Origin of the sequence: Burkholderia sp. MSMB1588 (assembly GCF_001546925.1) — a bacterium.
Classification (GTDB): domain Bacteria; phylum Pseudomonadota; class Gammaproteobacteria; order Burkholderiales; family Burkholderiaceae; genus Burkholderia; species Burkholderia humptydooensis.
The window spans coordinates 654,346-670,859 of the sequence record NZ_LNJS01000001.1 but is presented as its reverse complement, the minus strand read 5'-3'; the positions used below and the strand labels follow the sequence as shown (position 1 = coordinate 670,859).

The following is a 16,514-nucleotide window of genomic DNA, read 5'->3' as shown; positions in this document are numbered from 1 at the left end:
CACCTCTTTCGATGCGCGGGCGCGCACCCCGCTTGCCGCCCGCGCTGCTGCGATGCCGTGCGCGCCGCGCCCGCATCGGGCGCCGCGCGTGCGGCGCTTCACTTCCGGTAGCCGGCCTGGCGCACCGCGCGGTCGGCCGCCGCCTGCCCCGCGGCGAGCGCCTGATCGACGCTCATCTGGCCCGCGACCGCCCCCGCGATCGCCTGGCCGACCACCGTGCCGAACGACTGGAATTCAGGAATCCCGACGTACTGGACGCCCGTGTACGGCACCTTCTTCAGCGACGGATCGGTCGGATCGGCGGTCTGGATCGCCTTCAGCACGAAATCGGAGAACGGCGCGGCGGCCTTGTACTCGGCGCGCTGATAGGTCGACTGGCGCGTGCCCGGCGGCACCGACGCCCAGCCCTCGTCCTTGCCGACCATCTCGACGTACTGCTTCGACGTCGCCCACATGACGAACTTCTTCGCCGCGTCCTGTTGCTTCGATGTCTTCGGAATCGCGAGCGCCCACGCCCACAGCCAATGCGAGCCCTTCGGCGTGACGGCCACCGGCGCCGCCGCGAAGCCGATCCTGTCCGCGACCTGCGACTGCTGCTTGTTGTACAGCATGCCGGCGGCGACCGTCGCGTCGATCCACATCGCGCACTTGCCCGACGCGGTGAGCGTCAGGTTCTCGTTGAAGCCGTTCGAGCTCGCGCCCGGCGGCCCGTTCTTCTTCAGCAGGTTCACGTAGAAGTTGATCGCCTTCTTCCACTCGGGCGACGTGAGCTGCGCGTTCCAGTTCTCGTCGAACCAGCGGCCGCCGAACGTGTTGACGACCGTCGACACGTACGCCATGTTCTCGCCCCAGCCCGCCTTGCCGCGCAGGCAGATCCCGTAGGTGCCGTTCGCGCGGTCGGTCAGCTTGTCGGCGAATTCGGCGATCTGGTCGTAGGTCGGCTGCTCGGGCATCTTCAGGCCCTTCGCCGCGAACAGATCTTTCCGGTAAAACGTCATCGAGCTCTCTACGTAGAACGGCAGCGCGTAAAGCTGGCCGTTGTACGACAGCGAATCCCGCGCCGTCTTGATCACGTCGTTCAGGTCGTAATCGGCGGAGAGGTTCGTCATCGGCGCGAGCCAGCCGCGCTTGCCCCACTGCGGCGCCTCGTACGTGCCGATCGCCATCACGTCGAACTGGCCGCTGCCCGTCGTGATGTCGGTCGTCGCGCGCTGGCGCAGCACGTTCTCCTCGAGGATCACCCAGTTGAGCCGGATGTCCGGGTTCGCCTTCTCGAACGCGGACGACAGCTTCTTCAGCTCGATCATGTCCGGGTTGTTGAGCGTCGCGATCGTCAGCGTCGCCGCCTGCGCGGCGAGCGCCGGCGACGCGAGCGCGACGAGCGCGGCAACGCGTGCGGCGGCGGCGATGAGCGTCTTTCGTTGCATGGCATGTCTCCTGTTTTGATATCGTGTTGCCGCCCGGCGGGCGGACTGCTTCAAGCGCTTTGCTGCATCCCGCACGCGCGCGCGTAGCGCGAGATCACGTCCCGGACCCGGTGGCGCACCCACGCGACGGGCTCGCGCGCGAGCGCGCCGCGCCGGCATGCCGCGTACACGTCGGGCAGCCATTGCGCGACGAGCGTCTCAGGCGGCGCGCGGCGCGCGAGGTTGTCGAAAAGGCGCTCGAGCGCCGCCGCGACCGCGGGCTGCAGCCAGTAATAGCGAATCCGGTCACTGTAGCTGAACTGGCGCGCGATCCGCTGCGCGAGCGCGTCGCCGCGGTAATACGGCGCCCAGTATTCGGGGCGCTCGCGCATCGCCGCGTCGATCACGTCGCGCAGTTGCGAGCGCTTGGACGCATCGTCGAAGAGCGCGTCCTCGATGTAGGTCAGCGCGAACAGCGCCTCGCGCAGCGCGAACGTCAGCGCCGGCCCGACCTTCAGGATCGCGAAGTGATCGCGCACGAGCGCGGCGAGCGCGCCTTCCGTCTGATAGTCGGTCGAATGCGCTTCGAACACGAGCGGCGGCGTGCGCAGGATGCTCGCGCCGAGCGCGGCCGCGCGCGCCGGATCGTAGTCGAGCACGCGGCGATCGTCGAAATCGACGCCCGGCTGCGCGACGATCGCGATCACGCGCGACCATGCATGCTGCAAGCCGCACCGCGCGAAGGCGTCGCGGTGCGCGGCGAGCGTCGCGCTCACGCTGTCGGCGCGCGTGACTTCGATCTGCGAAAACGCGCCGCCGCCATCGGCCGCCTCGCCGTGCACATCGCGCGCATCGCACGCCGGCCGATTCGCTTCGTCGTCCGCATCGTTGGCCGTGCCCGTTGCCGCCGCGCTCACCTCGCCGCCCGGCGTCGGCACCTCGGTGCCGATCACGTAGACGGGCGATACGCCCGCCACGGCCGCCGCTTCCTCGGCGGCCGCGCACAACTGCGCGGCGCGCTCGGCGATCGTCTCGTCGGACAGCGGCGCGGCGTCGTCCGCGCACGCCATGCTCGCGTCGAGATGGATCTTCGTGAAGCCCGCGCCGACGTACGCGGCGACCATCGCCCGCGCCTCGCGCATCGCATCGCGCGCGGCGAGATGCCGCCACGGATTCGGGCCGAGATGATCGCCGCCGAGAATCAGCGCCTGCGCCGGAAAGCCCGCGTCGCGCGCGAGCGCGTCGACGTCGCGCCGAAAATCCGCGGGCGTCATCCCGGTATAGCCGCCGCGATGATTGACCTGATTGCAGGTCGCCTCGACGAGCAGCGGCGATTCGTCGGCGCGCGCCGCTTCGAACGCTGCTTCGAGCACGAGGCGATGCGCGCTGCATACCGAATAGATGCCGCTCGCGCGGCCCGCGCGGTTCGCGTCGAAGATCTCGCGCAGCAACTGCGCGTGGTCGCCCGCGCGCGGGCGTTCGGCGACCGTGCTCACGCTGCGCATCGCACACCCCGCTCGGCGAGAAAACGGTCGATGTCGTCCGGCATGCTGTTGCCCTCCATCGGCCCGACGCGCGACACCGCAAGCGCGCCCGCCGCATTCGCGCGCGCGAGCGCGGTCGCGACGGGCAGCCCCGCGATCGTGCACGCGACGAACGTGCCGCCGAAACAGTCGCCCGCGCCCGTCGGATCGATTTCGACGGTCTCGTAGGCGGGCGCGGCGACGCTGCCCGTGCGGTCGAACGCGGCGCTGCCCGCCGCGCCGCGCTTGAGCACGACGCGCTCGAGAAGCGGATGCGTCGCGAGCAGCCCCGCGATCGCGCGCTCGGCCGGCTGCGGTCCGCAGAAGAACGGCAGATCGGCCTCGCTCGGCAGGAACAGGTGGCACGCGTCGAGCATGTCGTGCAGCGCCGCGCGCATCGGCGCGAACGCGAGCATTTCGGCGCGCACGTTCGGATCGAACGAGATCTTTGCGCCGACGCGCGCCGCCTCGATCACGCCGCGCTTGACCGCGGCGATCGCGTTCTCGCTCGTGAGCGACGAGCCCATCACGTGGAAATAGCGGCAGCCCGCGAACATCGACGGATCGACGTCGGCCGGCTCGAGCAGCGCGCTCGCGCTGCCTTCGATGCTGAACACGAATTGCCGGCCGCCGTCCGCGCGATACGCGACGCACGCGATGCCCGTGGGCCGCGAGCCGCGGCGGATGCGCGCGACGTCGACGCCGTGGCCCGCGAGCCGCGCGACGATCGCATCGCCGAACGCGTCGCGGCCGACGCAGCCCGCATACGCGACCGACGTGCCCATGCGCGCCGCCTGATCGGCGAAGATCGCGGGCGCGCCGCTCGGGAACGGGCCGGCGAACTCGCCCGGCGCGTCGAAGCCCTGGCCGCGCTTCGCGGCGACGAATTCGGCGAGCAGCTCGCCCGCGGCGACGATCGCGGCCATGATGTCAGCTCATCCAGTTGCCGCCGTCGACGTTCAGCGTCTGGGCGGTGATGTAGTCGGCGTCCGCCGATGCGAGAAAGAGCGCGGCGCCCGTCAGATCGTCGGGCACGCCCATCCGGCCGAGCGGCACCGCTTCGCCGACGAGCCGCTTCTTCTCGCCGAGCGGCCGGTTCTCGTAGCGGGCGAAGAGGGCATCGACCTGCTCCCACATCGGCGTGTCGACGACGCCCGGCGCGATGCCGTTCACGTTGATCCCGTGCTTGGCGAGCGCGAGCGCGGCCGACTGCGTATAGCTCAGCACCGCGGCCTTCGTCGCGCAGTAGTGCGACACGAGCGCCTCGCCGCGGCGTCCCGCCTGCGACGACATGTTGATGATCTTGCCGCCGCGCCCCTGCTCGACCATCCGCTGCGCGACCGCCTGCATCAGGAAGAACATGCCCTTCACGTTGACGGCGAACAGGCGGTCGAACACGTCCCACGATTCGTCGAGGAGCGGGCGCATATCGAAGAGCGCCGCGTTGTTGAACAGGATGTCGACGCCGCCGAAGCGCTCGACGGCGGTGGCGACGATGCGCGCGATGTCGTCGCGGCGCGTGACGTCCGCCGACACGGCGATCGCGCGCTCGGCATGCGCGCCGATGAGCCGCGCGAGCGCGCCGTCGGCCGGTTTCAGATCGACGAGGACGCAGCGCGCGCCCTCCTCCAGATAGCGTCGCGCCACCGCTTCGCCGATACCGCTTGCCGCACCCGTCAGGATCGCGACCTTCTGCTGCAGTCTCACTGGTGTCTCCGATTCGTTATACGTCGTGCCGCCGGCCGTGGAGCCGAGCGTTCGCCCACCAACCGATCATTTGCTCTATCAGCGAACGAATGATCGACCACGAAACCGGCACTGTCAAGGCGGGAAATCGGTGTTTCGATGATGCGCCGCCGCATTGCGATCCCGGGCGGAGCGCGCGGAACAAAGGCGACGGGCAAGGCGGGCGGCACGGGGATGCGGCGCGGCCAGATACGTTATATCATCACGCCATCTCCCCGCCGACCGGTTCGCACGATGGCCTCGACCCACTCCCTCGCCGCCCGCCTTTCCCGCGCCGACGCGTTCGCCGCCGAGCACGGCCTCGCGTGGACGCCGCTGCGCCGCCAGGTCTACGAGCGCGTGCTCGCCGCCGGCCGGCCGATCGGCGCGTACGATCTGCTCGCCGAACTCGAGCCGCAGCGCGGCCGCGTGCCGCCGACGACCGTCTACCGCGCGCTCGAATTTCTCGTCGAGCACGGCTTCATCCACCGGATCGAATCGAAGAACGCGTTCATCGCGTGCTGCGAGATCGGCAAGCCGCACGAAGGGCAATTCCTGATCTGCGAGGAATGCGGCGACACCGTCGAGATTCCCGGCGGCGATCTCGCGAAGCAACTGTCGTCGAGCGCGCCCGCGCACGGCTTCGAGGTGCATCGGCAAGTCGTCGAGCTGACCGGCCTGTGCGGACAGTGCAAGACGAAGCACGCGCACCACGGCTGAACCCGCCCGCCGCGCTTTCCGGCCGCGGGGCGGCTCGCCCGGTTGGTCACCGGGCTGGCCGCCTGACCGAGCGGCCGGCCGCTTTTCCCGGCTTTTGCTTTTTCCGGCCTTTCATTCCGTCAACCGAATCGAGGATCAACCACATGTCCCTTGCCGCCACGTTGCGCGCGCCGCTGCGCAAGTTCGCCTCTTCGCCGGGCCCGGCGCACTCGTCGCGCTCCGCGCGCCCGGCGCTCGAGCTGCGCGCGTCGCCGCTGCTGCGCGCAGCGCGCACGCTCGCCGCCGGCGTCGCCGCGCTCGCGCTCACGGGCGCCGCGTTCGCGCAAAACGCGACGCTCAAGGTCGTCGCCGCCGAGAACTTCTACGGCGACGTCGCGAAGCAGATCGGCGGCGCGCGCGTCGCCGTGTCGAACATCCTCAGCAATCCCGATCAGGACCCGCATCTGTTCGAGGCGAGCCCGAAGGTCGCGCGCGAGCTGCAGCGCGCGGATCTCGTGATCTACAACGGCGCCGACTACGATCCGTGGATGGCGAAGCTCCTCGCCGCGTCGAAGAACGCGAAGCGCGCGACCGTCGTCGTCGCCGAGCTCGTCGGCAAGAAGGCGGGCGACAACCCGCACCTGTGGTACGACCCGGCGACGATGCCCGCCGCCGCGCGCGCGCTCGCCGCGGCGCTCGGCTCGGCGGACCCCGCGCACAAGGCCGAGTACGATGCGAATCTCTCGAAGTTCATCGCGTCGCTGAAGCCGATCGACGCGAAGGTGGCCGAGCTGCGCGCGCGCTACAAGGGCGCGCCCGTGACCGCGACGGAGCCCGTGTTCGGCTACATGGCCGACGCGATCGGGCTCGACATGCGCAACCAGCGCTTCCAGCTCGCGACGATGAACAGCACCGAGGCGAGCCCCGCCGACATCGCCGCGTTCGAGAACGACCTGAGGAAGCGCCAGGTGCGCGTGCTGATCTACAACAGCCAGGCGGTCGAGCCGATGACGAAGCGCATGCTCGGGCTCGCGCGGGACGCGCGCGTGCCGATCGTGAGCGTCACGGAGACGCAGCCCGCCGGCAAGACCTTCCAGCAATGGATGCTCGCGCAGCTCGACGCGCTCGCCGCCGCGCTCGGCGCGCGCCCGTAACGACGTTCGCGATGGCAACGACATGACCCACCCCATGCATGCGCTCGAACTCGATCGCGTGACGCTCGCGCTCGGCGGCCGCACGATCCTGCGCGACGTGAGCTTCGCCGTCGAGCCCGGCGAATTCGTCGGCGTGCTCGGGCCGAACGGCGCGGGCAAGACGACGCTGATGCGCGCCGTGCTCGGCCTCGTGCCCGCGCAGTCCGGCGCGATTCGCGTCGCGGGCGAGCCCGTGGCGCGCGGCAATCCGGCGATCGGCTACATGCCGCAGATCCGCAGCGCGCTCGCCGGGCGGCGCGTGCGCGGCCGCGACTTCGTCGCGATGGCGGCAGACGGCCACCGCTGGGGGCTGCCGCACGCGAGCGCCGCGGTCGCGGCCGACGTCGATCGCGTGCTCGATCTCGTCGACGCTGGCTCGCTCGCGAAACGGCCGCTGTCCGAACTCTCCGGCGGCGAGCGCCAGCGTCTCCTGCTCGCGCAGTGCCTGCTCGGCACGCCGAAGCTGCTGCTGCTCGACGAGCCGCTCATCAGCCTCGATCCGAACCATCAGCGCGGCGTCGTCGAGCTCGTGCGGCGCGTGCAGCGCGAGCTCGGCATCACCGTGCTGTTCTCCGCGCACGAGCTCAATCCGCTCCTGAACGCGCTCGACCGCGTGCTGTATCTCGGCAACGGCGTCGCGGCGCTCGGCACCGTCGACGAAGTGATCACGAAGCCCGTGCTGTCGCGCCTGTACGGCTCGCCGATCGACGTGATGCGCGTGAACGGGCGCATCTTCGTGATGTCCGGCGGCGTCGAAATCGAGAAGCACGATCACGGGCACGAGGACGAGCGCGACCACGGTCACGGACACGATCATGGCCACGCGCACGGTCACGGGCATGCGCATTCACACGGCGGCGGGCACTCACACGATGTTTGAATACGAATTCATGATCAACGCGTTCGCGGCGGCGGGGATCGTCGCCGTGCTCGCGGGCATCGTCGGCTACTTCCTCGTGCTGCGCGGGCAGACGTTCGCGGGCCATGCGCTGTCGCACGTCGGCTTCACCGGCGCGACGGGCGCGGCGCTGTTCGGGCTGTCGCCGATCTGGGGGATGCTCGGCTTCACGCTCGCCGCCGGCATCGGGATGGGCGCGCTCGGCGAGCGGCTCGCGGGCCGCGACGTCGCGATCGGCGTGATCCTGTCGGTCGCGCTCGGCTGCGGGCTGCTGTTCCTGCATTTCTACACGAGCTACGCGACGCAGGTCACGGCGCTGCTGTTCGGCAACGTGCTCGGCGTGAACCACGCCACGCTCGTCGTGCTCGCCGCGATCGGCGCGGTGAGCCTCGCCGCGCTGGCGGCGATCGCGCGGCCGCTCCTGTTCGCGTCGCTGCAGCCGGAGCTCGCGGAGGCGAAAGGCGTGTCGCTGCGGCTCGTGTCGATCCTGTTCCTGTCGATCTGCGCGCTCGCCGTCGCCGCGTGCACGCAGATCGTCGGCGTGCTGCTCGTGTTCACGCTGCTCGTCGGGCCGGCCGCCGCCGCGCAGAATCTCGCGACGCGGCTGTCGGCGGGCGTCTGGCTCGCGGCCGCGTTCGCGCTCGGCGAAGCATGGCTCGGCATCGCGCTCGCGTACTACACTGACTGGCCGACGAGCTTCTGGATCACCGCGCTGTCGGCGCTCGTCTACGGCGCGAGCCTCATGGGGAAACGGCATCACGCGTGAAGCATGACGCGCGGCGGCTCGCGAAGCGAGTCGCTCGATGTTCGGCGCGACGCGACACAACGCGCCGCGTCACGCGCGCTCACCGGCTCATCGGCCGAGCACGCGCGCGTGATGCTCGATGTGATCGGCGATGAACGTCGAGATGAAGTAGTAGCCGTGATCGTAGCCCGCGTGACGGCGCAGCGTGAGCGGCTGGCCCGCCGCGCGGCACGCGGCCTCGAACACGTCGGGGTTGAGCTGCGTCGGCAGGAACGGGTCGGCGAGCCCCTGATCGATCAGGATGCCTTCGGCGAACCGCTTCGCGTCGGCGCGCGCGACGAGCTCGCTCGCGTCGTACTGCTTCCACGCTTCGCGATCGGCGCCGAGATAGCCCGAAAACGCCTTCTCGCCCCACGGGCAGCGCGACGGCGCGGCGATCGGCGCGAACGCCGACACCGAGCGATACAGGTCCGGATGGCGCAGCGCGAGCACGAGCGCGCCGTGGCCGCCCATCGAGTGGCCGAAGATCCCGAGCCGCGCGCCGTCGATCGGCAGCTCGGCCGCGGCCACGCCGCGCAGCTCATCGGCGACGTATGACTCCATCCGCCAGTGCGTCGACCACGGCGCCTCGGTCGCGTTCAGGTAGAAGCCCGCTCCGACGCCGAAATCCCACGCATCCGCCTCGCCCGGCACAAGCGCGCCGCGCGGGCTCGTATCGGGCGCGACGAGCGCGATGCCGTGCTGCGCGGCGAAGCGCTGCGCGCCCGCCTTGATCGCAAACGTCTCCTCGGTGCACGTGAGCCCCGCGAGATAGAACAGCGCCGGCACGCAGCCGTGCGCAGCCTGCGGCGGCAGGTACGCAGAGAACTTCATCGGCAATCCGATCGTCTTCGACGCGTGCCGATAGAAGCGCTGCTCGCCGCCGTGACACGCGTGCGACGAAACGAGTTCGAGCATCGTCGTCCCCATGCAAGACTCCTGATCAGTACAGCACGACCGAGCGGATCGACTCGCCCTTCTTCATCAGGTCGAAGCCGTCGTTGATCTTCTCGAGCGGCAGCGTGTGCGTGATCAGGTCGTCGATGTTGATCTTGCCTTCCATGTACCAGTCGACGATCTTCGGCACGTCGGTGCGCCCGCGCGCGCCGCCGAACGCGGAGCCCTTCCACTCGCGGCCCGTCACGAGCTGGAACGGCCGCGTGCTGATCTCCTCGCCCGCCGCCGCCACGCCGATGATGAACGACTGGCCCCAGCCCTTGTGCGTGCACTCGAGCGCCTGGCGCATCACCTTCACGTTGCCGATGCATTCGAACGAGTAGTCGGCGCCGCCGTCGGTGAGCTGCACGATGTGATCGACGACGTTCTCGACCTCGTTCGGGTCGATGAAGTGCGTCATGCCGAACTTCTTCGCGAGCGCGACGCGCTTCGGGTTGATGTCGACGCCGATGATCTTGTCCGCGCCCACCATCTTCGCGCCCTGGATCACGTTCAGGCCGATGCCGCCCAGGCCGAACACGACGACGTTCGCGCCCGCCTCGACCTTCGCCGAGTAGACGACCGCGCCCACGCCCGTCGTCACGCCGCAGCCGATATAGCAGATCTTGTCGAACGGCGCGTCCTCGCGCACCTTCGCCACCGCGATCTCGGGGACGACAATGTAGTTCGAGAACGTCGACGTGCCCATGTAGTGGAAAATCGGCTTGCCGCCGATCGAGAAGCGCGACGTCGCGTCCGGCATCAGGCCGCGCCCTTGCGTCGCGCGGATCTTCTGGCACAGGTTCGTCTTGCGAGACAGGCAGAACTTGCACTCGCGGCATTCGGGCGTGTAGAGCGGAATCGCGTGATCGCCCTTCTTCAGCGTGCCGACGCCCGGCCCGACATCGACGACGACGCCCGCGCCCTCGTGCCCGAGGATCGCCGGGAAGAGGCCTTCGGGGTCCGCACCCGACAGCGTGTAGTAATCGGTGTGGCAGATGCCGGTGGCCTTCACTTCGATCAGTACCTCGCCCGCGCGCGGTCCTTCGAGATCGACCTCTTCGATCGTCAGCGGTTCGCCCGCCTTCCAGGCGATCGCGGCTTTCGTCTTCATGCGTGTTCTCCGGAGAAGTCACAGGATGGAATATCGCCCAGTGTAGCCGCATGCGCGGCCGGCCCGGCGGCTGCGGCGCGGAAATTGGCAGGATTCGGCGGAAAGTTGTCAGGCTCGGGCGGCCGTGCCGCACCAAGTGGGTTAAGATCGGCGCGGTCTCGGCAAGTCGATGGTGAAGCGGCATGGCAGCGGAAATTTCCCCCCGGCATCGGACGACGACCGTCGACGTCGTGATCTATCCGGGATTCAAGGCAATCGAGGCCGTCGGCGTCATCAACGTGTTCGACTACGCGAATGCGCGGCTCGCCGCCGCCGGGCTCGCACCCGTCTACGATCTTCAGATCGCCGCGCCCGCGAAGGGCCCGGTCAAGTCCGACACCCTCATCGTGCTCGAGGCGACAAAGGCGCTCGACACGCTCGCCGTGCCGGACACGGCGATCGTCGTCGGCGCGCGCGACATCGAGCGCGCGCTGCGCGACACGTCGATGCTCGTCGGATGGTGCCGCGACGTGTCGCGCCGCATCGGCCGGATGGTCGGGCTGTGCTCGGGCTGCTTCTTTCTCGCCGAGTCCGGAATGCTCGACGGCTGCCGCGCGACGACGCACTGGAGCGTCGCCCCCATGTTGCAGGCGCGCTATCCGGCGGTGAAGGTGGAGCCCGATGCGATCTTCGTCCGGGAAGGCAACGTGTGGACGTCGGCGGGCGTCACGGCCGGTCTCGATCTCGCGCTCGCGATGGTCGAGGAGGATCTCGGCCGCGAGATCGCGCTCGCCGTCGCGCGCGATCTCGTGATCTATCTGAGGCGGCCGGGCGGCCAGTCGCAGTTCAGCGTGTATCTGGCGAGCCAGATGACCGCGCACGCGTCGGTCCGCGACGTCCAGGACTGGATCCTGAACTCGCTCGACGAGCGTCTGGGCATCGCGCAGCTCGCGAAGCGCGCCGCGATGAGCGAGCGCAACTTCGTCCGCGTGTTCGTGCGGGAGACCGGCTATCGCCCGGCCGAATTCATCGAAATCGCGCGGCTCGAAAAAGCGCGCCGCCTGCTCGAGCAGGAAACGCTGCCGCTGAAGACGGTCGCCGTGCGCAGCGGGTTTCATTCCGACGACCAGTTGCGGCGCGTATTCATGCGCCGCCTCGGCGTGACGCCCGGCGCGTATCGAGAGCGGTTCTCCGGCACCGGCGTGCGCGACGTGCCGGTGAGCGGCGACGCGAACTGACGCATTGGGCGCGGCGGCCATGCAACTCATGCGAAGCGCATCCCGCCGGCGCGGCGGACCGGCTCACCCGCCTGCGTCGAACCACCCTTCGGTCCGCCGATACAGGTCGATGAAACGCGCGTGGCGCGCGGCGAGCGCCGCATCGTGCGTCGGCGCGGCGACGCGCGTCGCGCCCGGCGCGAGCGCGGCGAGCTCCGCCGCGCGCCAGCGCCCCGCCGCGACGCCGCCGAGCAGCGCCGCGCCGCGCGCGGCGGCGTCCGCGCCGTCGACCGCGTGCAGCTCGACATCGAGCGCATCGGCAAGCAGTTGCCGCCAGCGCGGCTCGACCGAGCCGCCGCCCGCGAGCCGCAGCGTGCGCACGGGCGAGCCGTCCGCGCGAATCGCGTCGAGCCCCGCGCGCAACGCGAACGCGACGCCTTCGAACGCCGCGCGCATCAGCGCGCCGCGCGAATCGCCGAGCGACAGGCCGAGCCAGCCGCCGCGCGCGGCGGGATTCATCCACGGTGAGCGCTCGCCCGTCAGGTACGGCAGGAAGCTGATCCGCGGCGATGCGCTCGCGCCGAACGCGTCGTCGTATGCGGCGCGCCAATCCGGATAGACGAGCCAGCCGCGCGCCGATTCGAGCGCGATCCCGACGTTCTGCATCGCGGCCATCGTGTAATAGCGCGCGCCGCCCGCCGCGCGATAGCGGTGCAGGCCCGCGCGCGGCGCGGCGCCCTGCGCGGTCAGCACGACGATCTGCCCGCCCGTGCCCGTCGTGAGAAGCGCGTCGCCGTCATGCGCGAGGCCGCTGCCGAGCGCCGCGCACGGCGTGTCGCCCGCGCCCGTCGCGAGCGCGATTCCGGCTGGCAGGCCGAGCGCGCGCGCCGCGTCGGCCGACAGCGCGCCGCACCGCGCGTCCGACGCGCGCGGCGCCGCGAACAGCGCACGCGGCAAGCCGAGCGAGGCGATCAGCGCATCGTCCCAGTCGCCGTCCGGGCCGGCGAGCGCGGTCGCGCACGCATCGGACGGATCGCTCGCGAGGTCGCCGCCCAGCGCGACGCGCAGCCAGTCCTTCGGTTGCAGCGCCCAGCGCGCGGCGCGCAGCGTGTGCGGCTCGTGCGCGGCGAGCCACGCGAGCAACGGCCCCGCCATGCCGGGCGACACCGGATTCGGCGACGCGGGCCAGCGTGCGACGAGCGCGGTCGCGCGCGCATCGGGCCACAGCATCGCGGGCCGCAGCGCGCGTCCCGACGCGTCGGCCAGCACGACGCCATGCATCTGCCCCGAAAAGCCGATCGCGCGCACCTGCGCGCGTTCCTGCCCGGACAGCCGCATCGCGGCGTCGACGAGCGCGCGCCACCATATGTCGACGTCGATCTCCGCCCAGCCGGGCTGCGGCGTCGCCACCGCATACGCGGCGCCCGACGACGCGCACACGCGGCCGTCGCCGTCGACGATCGCGAGCTTGAGGGACCCGGTCCCCAGATCGATGCCGAGATATCGCATAACGGAACATGGATTCGAATGAGCCGACGCCGATGATACCTTGCGGGCCGCCGATGCTCGCGCGCGCCGCGCGCATGGCCCTGATTCCCGGCCGAAGCGGCTGCGCAGGGGGTAAACCCGCTGCGCTTTTCGCGCATCGCGCACGGCCACTATGCCGATACGACGATACAGACCATAAACCAGACGATATTTGGCGGCGTCGACCGATCAATTTTGGCTGGCGATAAAACGGCATCACTCACCCGCTCGCGCAGGCCCCCGAGATGAACACATCGCTCCAGCATGCCCGGCGCGCATATCGACGCAGCGAAGCACGGAATAGAAACCCGCGCTCTTGTTGCGATTCGTCAATGCGCATAACGTTGAACCACCGTCAAAACAAGATCATGGAGTGAGACAAATGCAATCGAACACGGTCCATCCGTGCGACGAGGTATTGCCGTCCGGCAAGCTGCTGACGCTCGGGCTGCAGCACGTTCTCGTCATGTATGCGGGCGCCGTCGCGGTGCCGCTCATCGTCGGCGGCGCGCTCAAGCTGCCGAAAGACCAGATTGCATTCCTCATCAGCGCGGACCTGTTCGCGTGCGGAATCGCGACGCTGATCCAGACGCTCGGCGTGTGGCTCTTCGGCATCCGCCTGCCCGTCATCATGGGCTGCACGTTCGCGGCCGTCGGCCCGATGATCGCGATCGGCACGAATCCCGGCCTCGGCATCCTCGACATCTTCGGCTCGACGATCGCCGCGGGCGCGATCGGCATCGTGCTCGCGCCGATGATCGGCAGGCTGTTGCGGTTCTTTCCGCCCGTCGTCGTCGGCACCGTGATCTCGGTGATCGGGCTGTCGCTGATGGAGGTCGGCATCAACTGGGCGGCGGGCGGCGTCGGCAATCCGAACTACGGCGACCCCGTCTATCTCGGCCTGTCGTTCATCGTGCTCGCGCTGATCCTCGTCATCAACAAGTTCGGCCGCGGCTTCGTCGCGAACATCTCGGTGCTGCTCGGCATGGTCGCGGGCTTCGCGATCGCGTTCGCCGCGGGCCGCGTGAACACCGACGGCGTGGCGGCAGCGCCGTGGGTCGGCTTCGTCGCGCCTTTCCATTTCGGACTCCCGCATTTCGATCCGCTGTCGATCGCGACGATGGTGATCGTGATGTTCGTCACGTTCATCGAATCGACCGGGATGTTCCTCGCGGTCGGCGACATGGTCGAGCGCCCCGTCGATCAGGAGACGCTCGTGCGCGGGCTGCGCGTCGACGGGCTCGGCACGCTGATCGGCGGTATCTTCAATTCGTTTCCGCACACGTCGTTCTCGCAGAACGTCGGGTTGATCGGCGTGACGGGCGTGAAGAGCCGCTTCGTCTGCGCGACGGGCGGCATGATCCTCGTGCTGCTCGGGCTCTTTCCGAAGATGGCGCAGCTCGTCGCGTCGGTGCCTCCGTTCGTGCTCGGCGGCGCGGGCATCGTGATGTTCGGGATGGTGGCCGCGAATGGCGTGAAGGTGCTGTCGAAGGTCGACTTCGTGCGCAACCACCACAATCTCTTCATCGTCGCGGTGAGCATCGGCCTCGGGCTCGTGCCCGTCGTGTCGCCGAACTTCTTCTCGAAGCTCCCCGCCGCGCTCGCGCCGATCCTCCATAGCGGGATCCTGCTCGCGTCGGTATCGGCCGTCGTGCTCAATCTGGTGTTCAACGGCATGAAGGGCGAGAAGGACGCACGCTGCGACATTCGCCGCGCGGGGCACGACTTCGACGGGCGGCCGGTCGATCTGCATTGAGCCGCCATCGCGCGGCGCGGCCGAAGCGGCATCGCATCATGGAACCGACACGACGCCGGCCGGAACCGACAGCCACACCCCAACAAAAACCCCGCGCTCCGAAGAACGCGGGGTTCTTGTTTGTGCGTCGCGATGCGGCGAATCCGCTGCCGATCGCGTGCCGCGCGACGAACGAATCGGCTGCCTTCGTCCGGCGCGCGGCGCCGGCGAACGCTCAGCCGGCCGCCGGCGCGCTGGCTGCCGCAGCCGGCGTCGCCGACGCCGGCGCGGCCGCCTTGCCGTAGTCGACGGGCGCATCGGCCGGGCGCGGCGTCTCGCCCGCGCGCTCGATCCAGCCGCCGCCCAGCGCGCGATACAGATCGACGAGGTTCGTCCAGCGCGCGAGCCGCGCGCTGATCAGTTGCTGCTGCGCCGAGTACAGATCCGTCTGCGCGGTCAGCACCGACAGATAGCTGTCGACGCCGTTCTTGTAGCGCAGGTCCGACAGATCGTAGCGGCGCTGCTGCGCATGCTCGTTGCGCTCGAGCGCCGCGATCTGCTGATCGTACGTGCCGCGCGCGGCGAGCCCGTCCGACACCTCGCGGAACGCGCTCTGGATCGCCTTCTCGTAGTTCGCGATCTCGATGCGCTTCTGCACGTGCGCGAGATCGAGGTTCGCGATGTTCTGCCCGCCTTCGAAGATCGGCAGCGCGATGCTCGGCGCGAACGACCACGCCGCCGTGCCCGCCTTGAACAGGCCGCCGAGCGTCGGGCTCGCGGTGCCAAACGCGCCCGTGAGCGAGATCTTCGGGAAGAACGCCGCGCGCGCGGCGCCGATGTTCGCGTTCGCCGCGCGCAGCGTCTGCTCGGCCTGCATGATGTCGGGGCGCCGCGTCAGCAGATCGGACGGCAGCCCGGCCGGGATGTCCGTCAGCAGGTTCTGCGCGTTCAGCGGCAGGCCGGCCGGCAGATCGTCGGGCAGCGGCTCGCCGATCAGCAGCACGAGCGCGTTGAGCGCCTGCGCCCGCGCGCGCGCCTGCGCCTGCTGGTTCGCGAGCGCCGTCTCGACGACCGTCTGCGCCTGCCGCAGATCGAGCTCCGAGCCGGTGCCGTTGTCGAACTGCAGCTTCGTCAGGTCGTACGACGCGCGCGCCGTCTTCAGCGTGTTCTGCGTGATCTGCAGCAGGTCGTCGGTCGACAGCAGCGTCAGATACTGATCAGCGACTTGCGCGACGAGCGAGATCTCCGCCGCCTTGCGCGCCTGCGCGGTCGCGAAGTATTGCGCGAGCGCCTGGTCCTTCAGGCTCTGCACGCGGCCGAACAGGTCGAGCTCCCACGACGCGGACACGCCGACGTTGTAGGTCCGCGTGATGAGCGGCTGGCCCGTCGTCGACACGCCGGCCGGATAGCGCTGGATCGTGCCCGTGCCGGTGCCGTCGAGCGTCGGGAACAGGCCCGCGCGCGTGATCTGATACTGCGCGCGGGACGCCTCGACGTTCAGCACCGAGACGCGCAAATCGCGGTTGTTCTTCAGCGCGATCTCGATCAGCCGCTGCAGGCGCGGATCGACGAAGAACTCGCGCCAGCCGATGTCGACGGCCGACTGGCCGTTCGCGCTGCGCGCGCCGGACGCGGCGCCCGGCTGCGCGGCGTAGACGCCGTCGGTCGGGAACGCGCCCGACACCGGCGCGGCCGGACGCTCGTAGCGCGGCGCGAGCGTGCAGCCCGCGGCGAGCAGGGCAACTGCGAGTGCAGTCAAAGCATGTTTTCGCTTCATC

14 protein-coding genes are annotated in these 16,514 nt (G+C 69.8%); 6 read left to right on the top strand and 8 right to left on the bottom strand.

The window, feature by feature from the left end:
• Nucleotides 1–98: 98 nt before the first annotated feature.
• The 4 genes from WS92_RS14750 to WS92_RS14735 are packed head-to-tail and all read right to left on the bottom strand — an operon-like array spanning nt 99 to nt 4,636.
• Nucleotides 99–1,427, bottom strand: coding sequence for an ABC transporter substrate-binding protein (locus WS92_RS14750; RefSeq protein ID WP_059932007.1), 1,329 nt, complete (start codon nt 1,425–1,427; stop codon nt 99–101).
• 50 nt (nt 1,428–1,477) lie between these two features.
• Nucleotides 1,478–2,911: a D-tagatose-bisphosphate aldolase, class II, non-catalytic subunit gene (locus tag WS92_RS14745; RefSeq protein WP_059932005.1), complete on the bottom strand. Its 1,434-nt coding sequence runs from the start codon at nt 2,909–2,911 to the stop codon at nt 1,478–1,480.
• Nucleotides 2,899–3,855 carry a sugar kinase gene (locus WS92_RS14740; protein ID WP_059932002.1) on the bottom strand — a complete coding sequence of 319 codons (957 nt, stop codon included), beginning with the start codon at nt 3,853–3,855 and terminating at the stop codon, nt 2,899–2,901. Before WS92_RS14740 ends, WS92_RS14745 begins: the two co-directional genes overlap by 13 nt.
• Nucleotides 3,856–3,859: 4 nt before the next feature.
• The gene (locus WS92_RS14735; protein ID WP_006024734.1) at nt 3,860–4,636 is read right to left on the bottom strand and encodes an L-iditol 2-dehydrogenase; all 777 of its coding nucleotides are present in this window, start codon (nt 4,634–4,636) and stop codon (nt 3,860–3,862) included.
• Nucleotides 4,637–4,909: 273 nt separating this feature from the next.
• On the opposite strand from WS92_RS14735, the gene WS92_RS14730 reads away from it, so the two are divergent.
• The 4 genes from WS92_RS14730 (at nt 4,910) to WS92_RS14715 (ending at nt 8,210) form a co-directional block, all read left to right on the top strand.
• On the top strand, nt 4,910–5,374 hold the full coding sequence (locus WS92_RS14730; protein ID WP_006024733.1) for a Fur family transcriptional regulator: 465 nt from the start codon (nt 4,910–4,912) through the stop codon (nt 5,372–5,374).
• Nucleotides 5,375–5,517: 143 nt separating this feature from the next.
• On the top strand, nt 5,518–6,507 hold the full coding sequence (locus tag WS92_RS14725) for a metal ABC transporter solute-binding protein, Zn/Mn family (protein WP_059932000.1): 990 nt from the start codon (nt 5,518–5,520) through the stop codon (nt 6,505–6,507).
• A 34-nt stretch (nt 6,508–6,541) separates the two neighbouring features.
• Nucleotides 6,542–7,426 (top strand): ABC transporter ATP-binding protein, encoded by an 885-nt coding sequence (locus tag WS92_RS14720; protein ID WP_041861755.1) that lies wholly within the window; start codon nt 6,542–6,544, stop codon nt 7,424–7,426.
• Nucleotides 7,386–8,210, top strand: a complete 825-nt coding sequence (locus WS92_RS14715) for a metal ABC transporter permease (RefSeq protein WP_331457922.1) — start codon at nt 7,386–7,388, stop codon at nt 8,208–8,210. The genes WS92_RS14720 and WS92_RS14715 overlap by 41 nt, the downstream gene beginning before the upstream one ends.
• Before the next feature lie 87 nt (nt 8,211–8,297).
• On the opposite strand, the gene fghA is transcribed toward WS92_RS14715, so the two are convergent.
• Together fghA and WS92_RS14705 are read right to left on the bottom strand one after the other, a co-directional pair.
• The gene (fghA, locus tag WS92_RS14710) at nt 8,298–9,158 is read right to left on the bottom strand and encodes an S-formylglutathione hydrolase (RefSeq protein WP_082743724.1); all 861 of its coding nucleotides are present in this window, start codon (nt 9,156–9,158) and stop codon (nt 8,298–8,300) included.
• Nucleotides 9,159–9,171: 13 nt separating this feature from the next.
• Complete coding sequence (locus tag WS92_RS14705) at nt 9,172–10,278, bottom strand: S-(hydroxymethyl)glutathione dehydrogenase/class III alcohol dehydrogenase (RefSeq protein ID WP_006024728.1); 1,107 nt, start codon at nt 10,276–10,278, stop codon at nt 9,172–9,174.
• 182 nt (nt 10,279–10,460) lie between these two features.
• Between WS92_RS14705 and WS92_RS14700 the strand changes: the two genes are divergently transcribed.
• The gene (locus tag WS92_RS14700) at nt 10,461–11,495 is read left to right on the top strand and encodes a GlxA family transcriptional regulator (RefSeq protein ID WP_059931998.1); all 1,035 of its coding nucleotides are present in this window, start codon (nt 10,461–10,463) and stop codon (nt 11,493–11,495) included.
• 63 nt (nt 11,496–11,558) lie between these two features.
• Here the strand turns inward: WS92_RS14700 and WS92_RS14695 are convergent, their stop codons facing one another.
• Nucleotides 11,559–12,983, bottom strand: coding sequence for a xylulokinase (locus tag WS92_RS14695; protein ID WP_059931996.1), 1,425 nt, complete (start codon nt 12,981–12,983; stop codon nt 11,559–11,561).
• Between the two features lie 400 nt (nt 12,984–13,383).
• Here WS92_RS14695 and WS92_RS14690 point away from each other — a divergent pair, with 400 nt between their 5' ends.
• Nucleotides 13,384–14,757, top strand: a complete 1,374-nt coding sequence (locus tag WS92_RS14690; protein ID WP_015600163.1) for a nucleobase:cation symporter-2 family protein — start codon at nt 13,384–13,386, stop codon at nt 14,755–14,757.
• A gap of 214 nt (nt 14,758–14,971) precedes the next feature.
• Here WS92_RS14690 and oprB read toward each other — a convergent pair whose 3' ends face one another.
• On the bottom strand, nt 14,972–16,513 hold the full coding sequence (gene oprB / locus WS92_RS14685) for an efflux RND transporter outer membrane subunit OprB (RefSeq protein ID WP_061083863.1): 1,542 nt from the start codon (nt 16,511–16,513) through the stop codon (nt 14,972–14,974).
• Nucleotide 16,514: the final 1 nt, after the last annotated feature.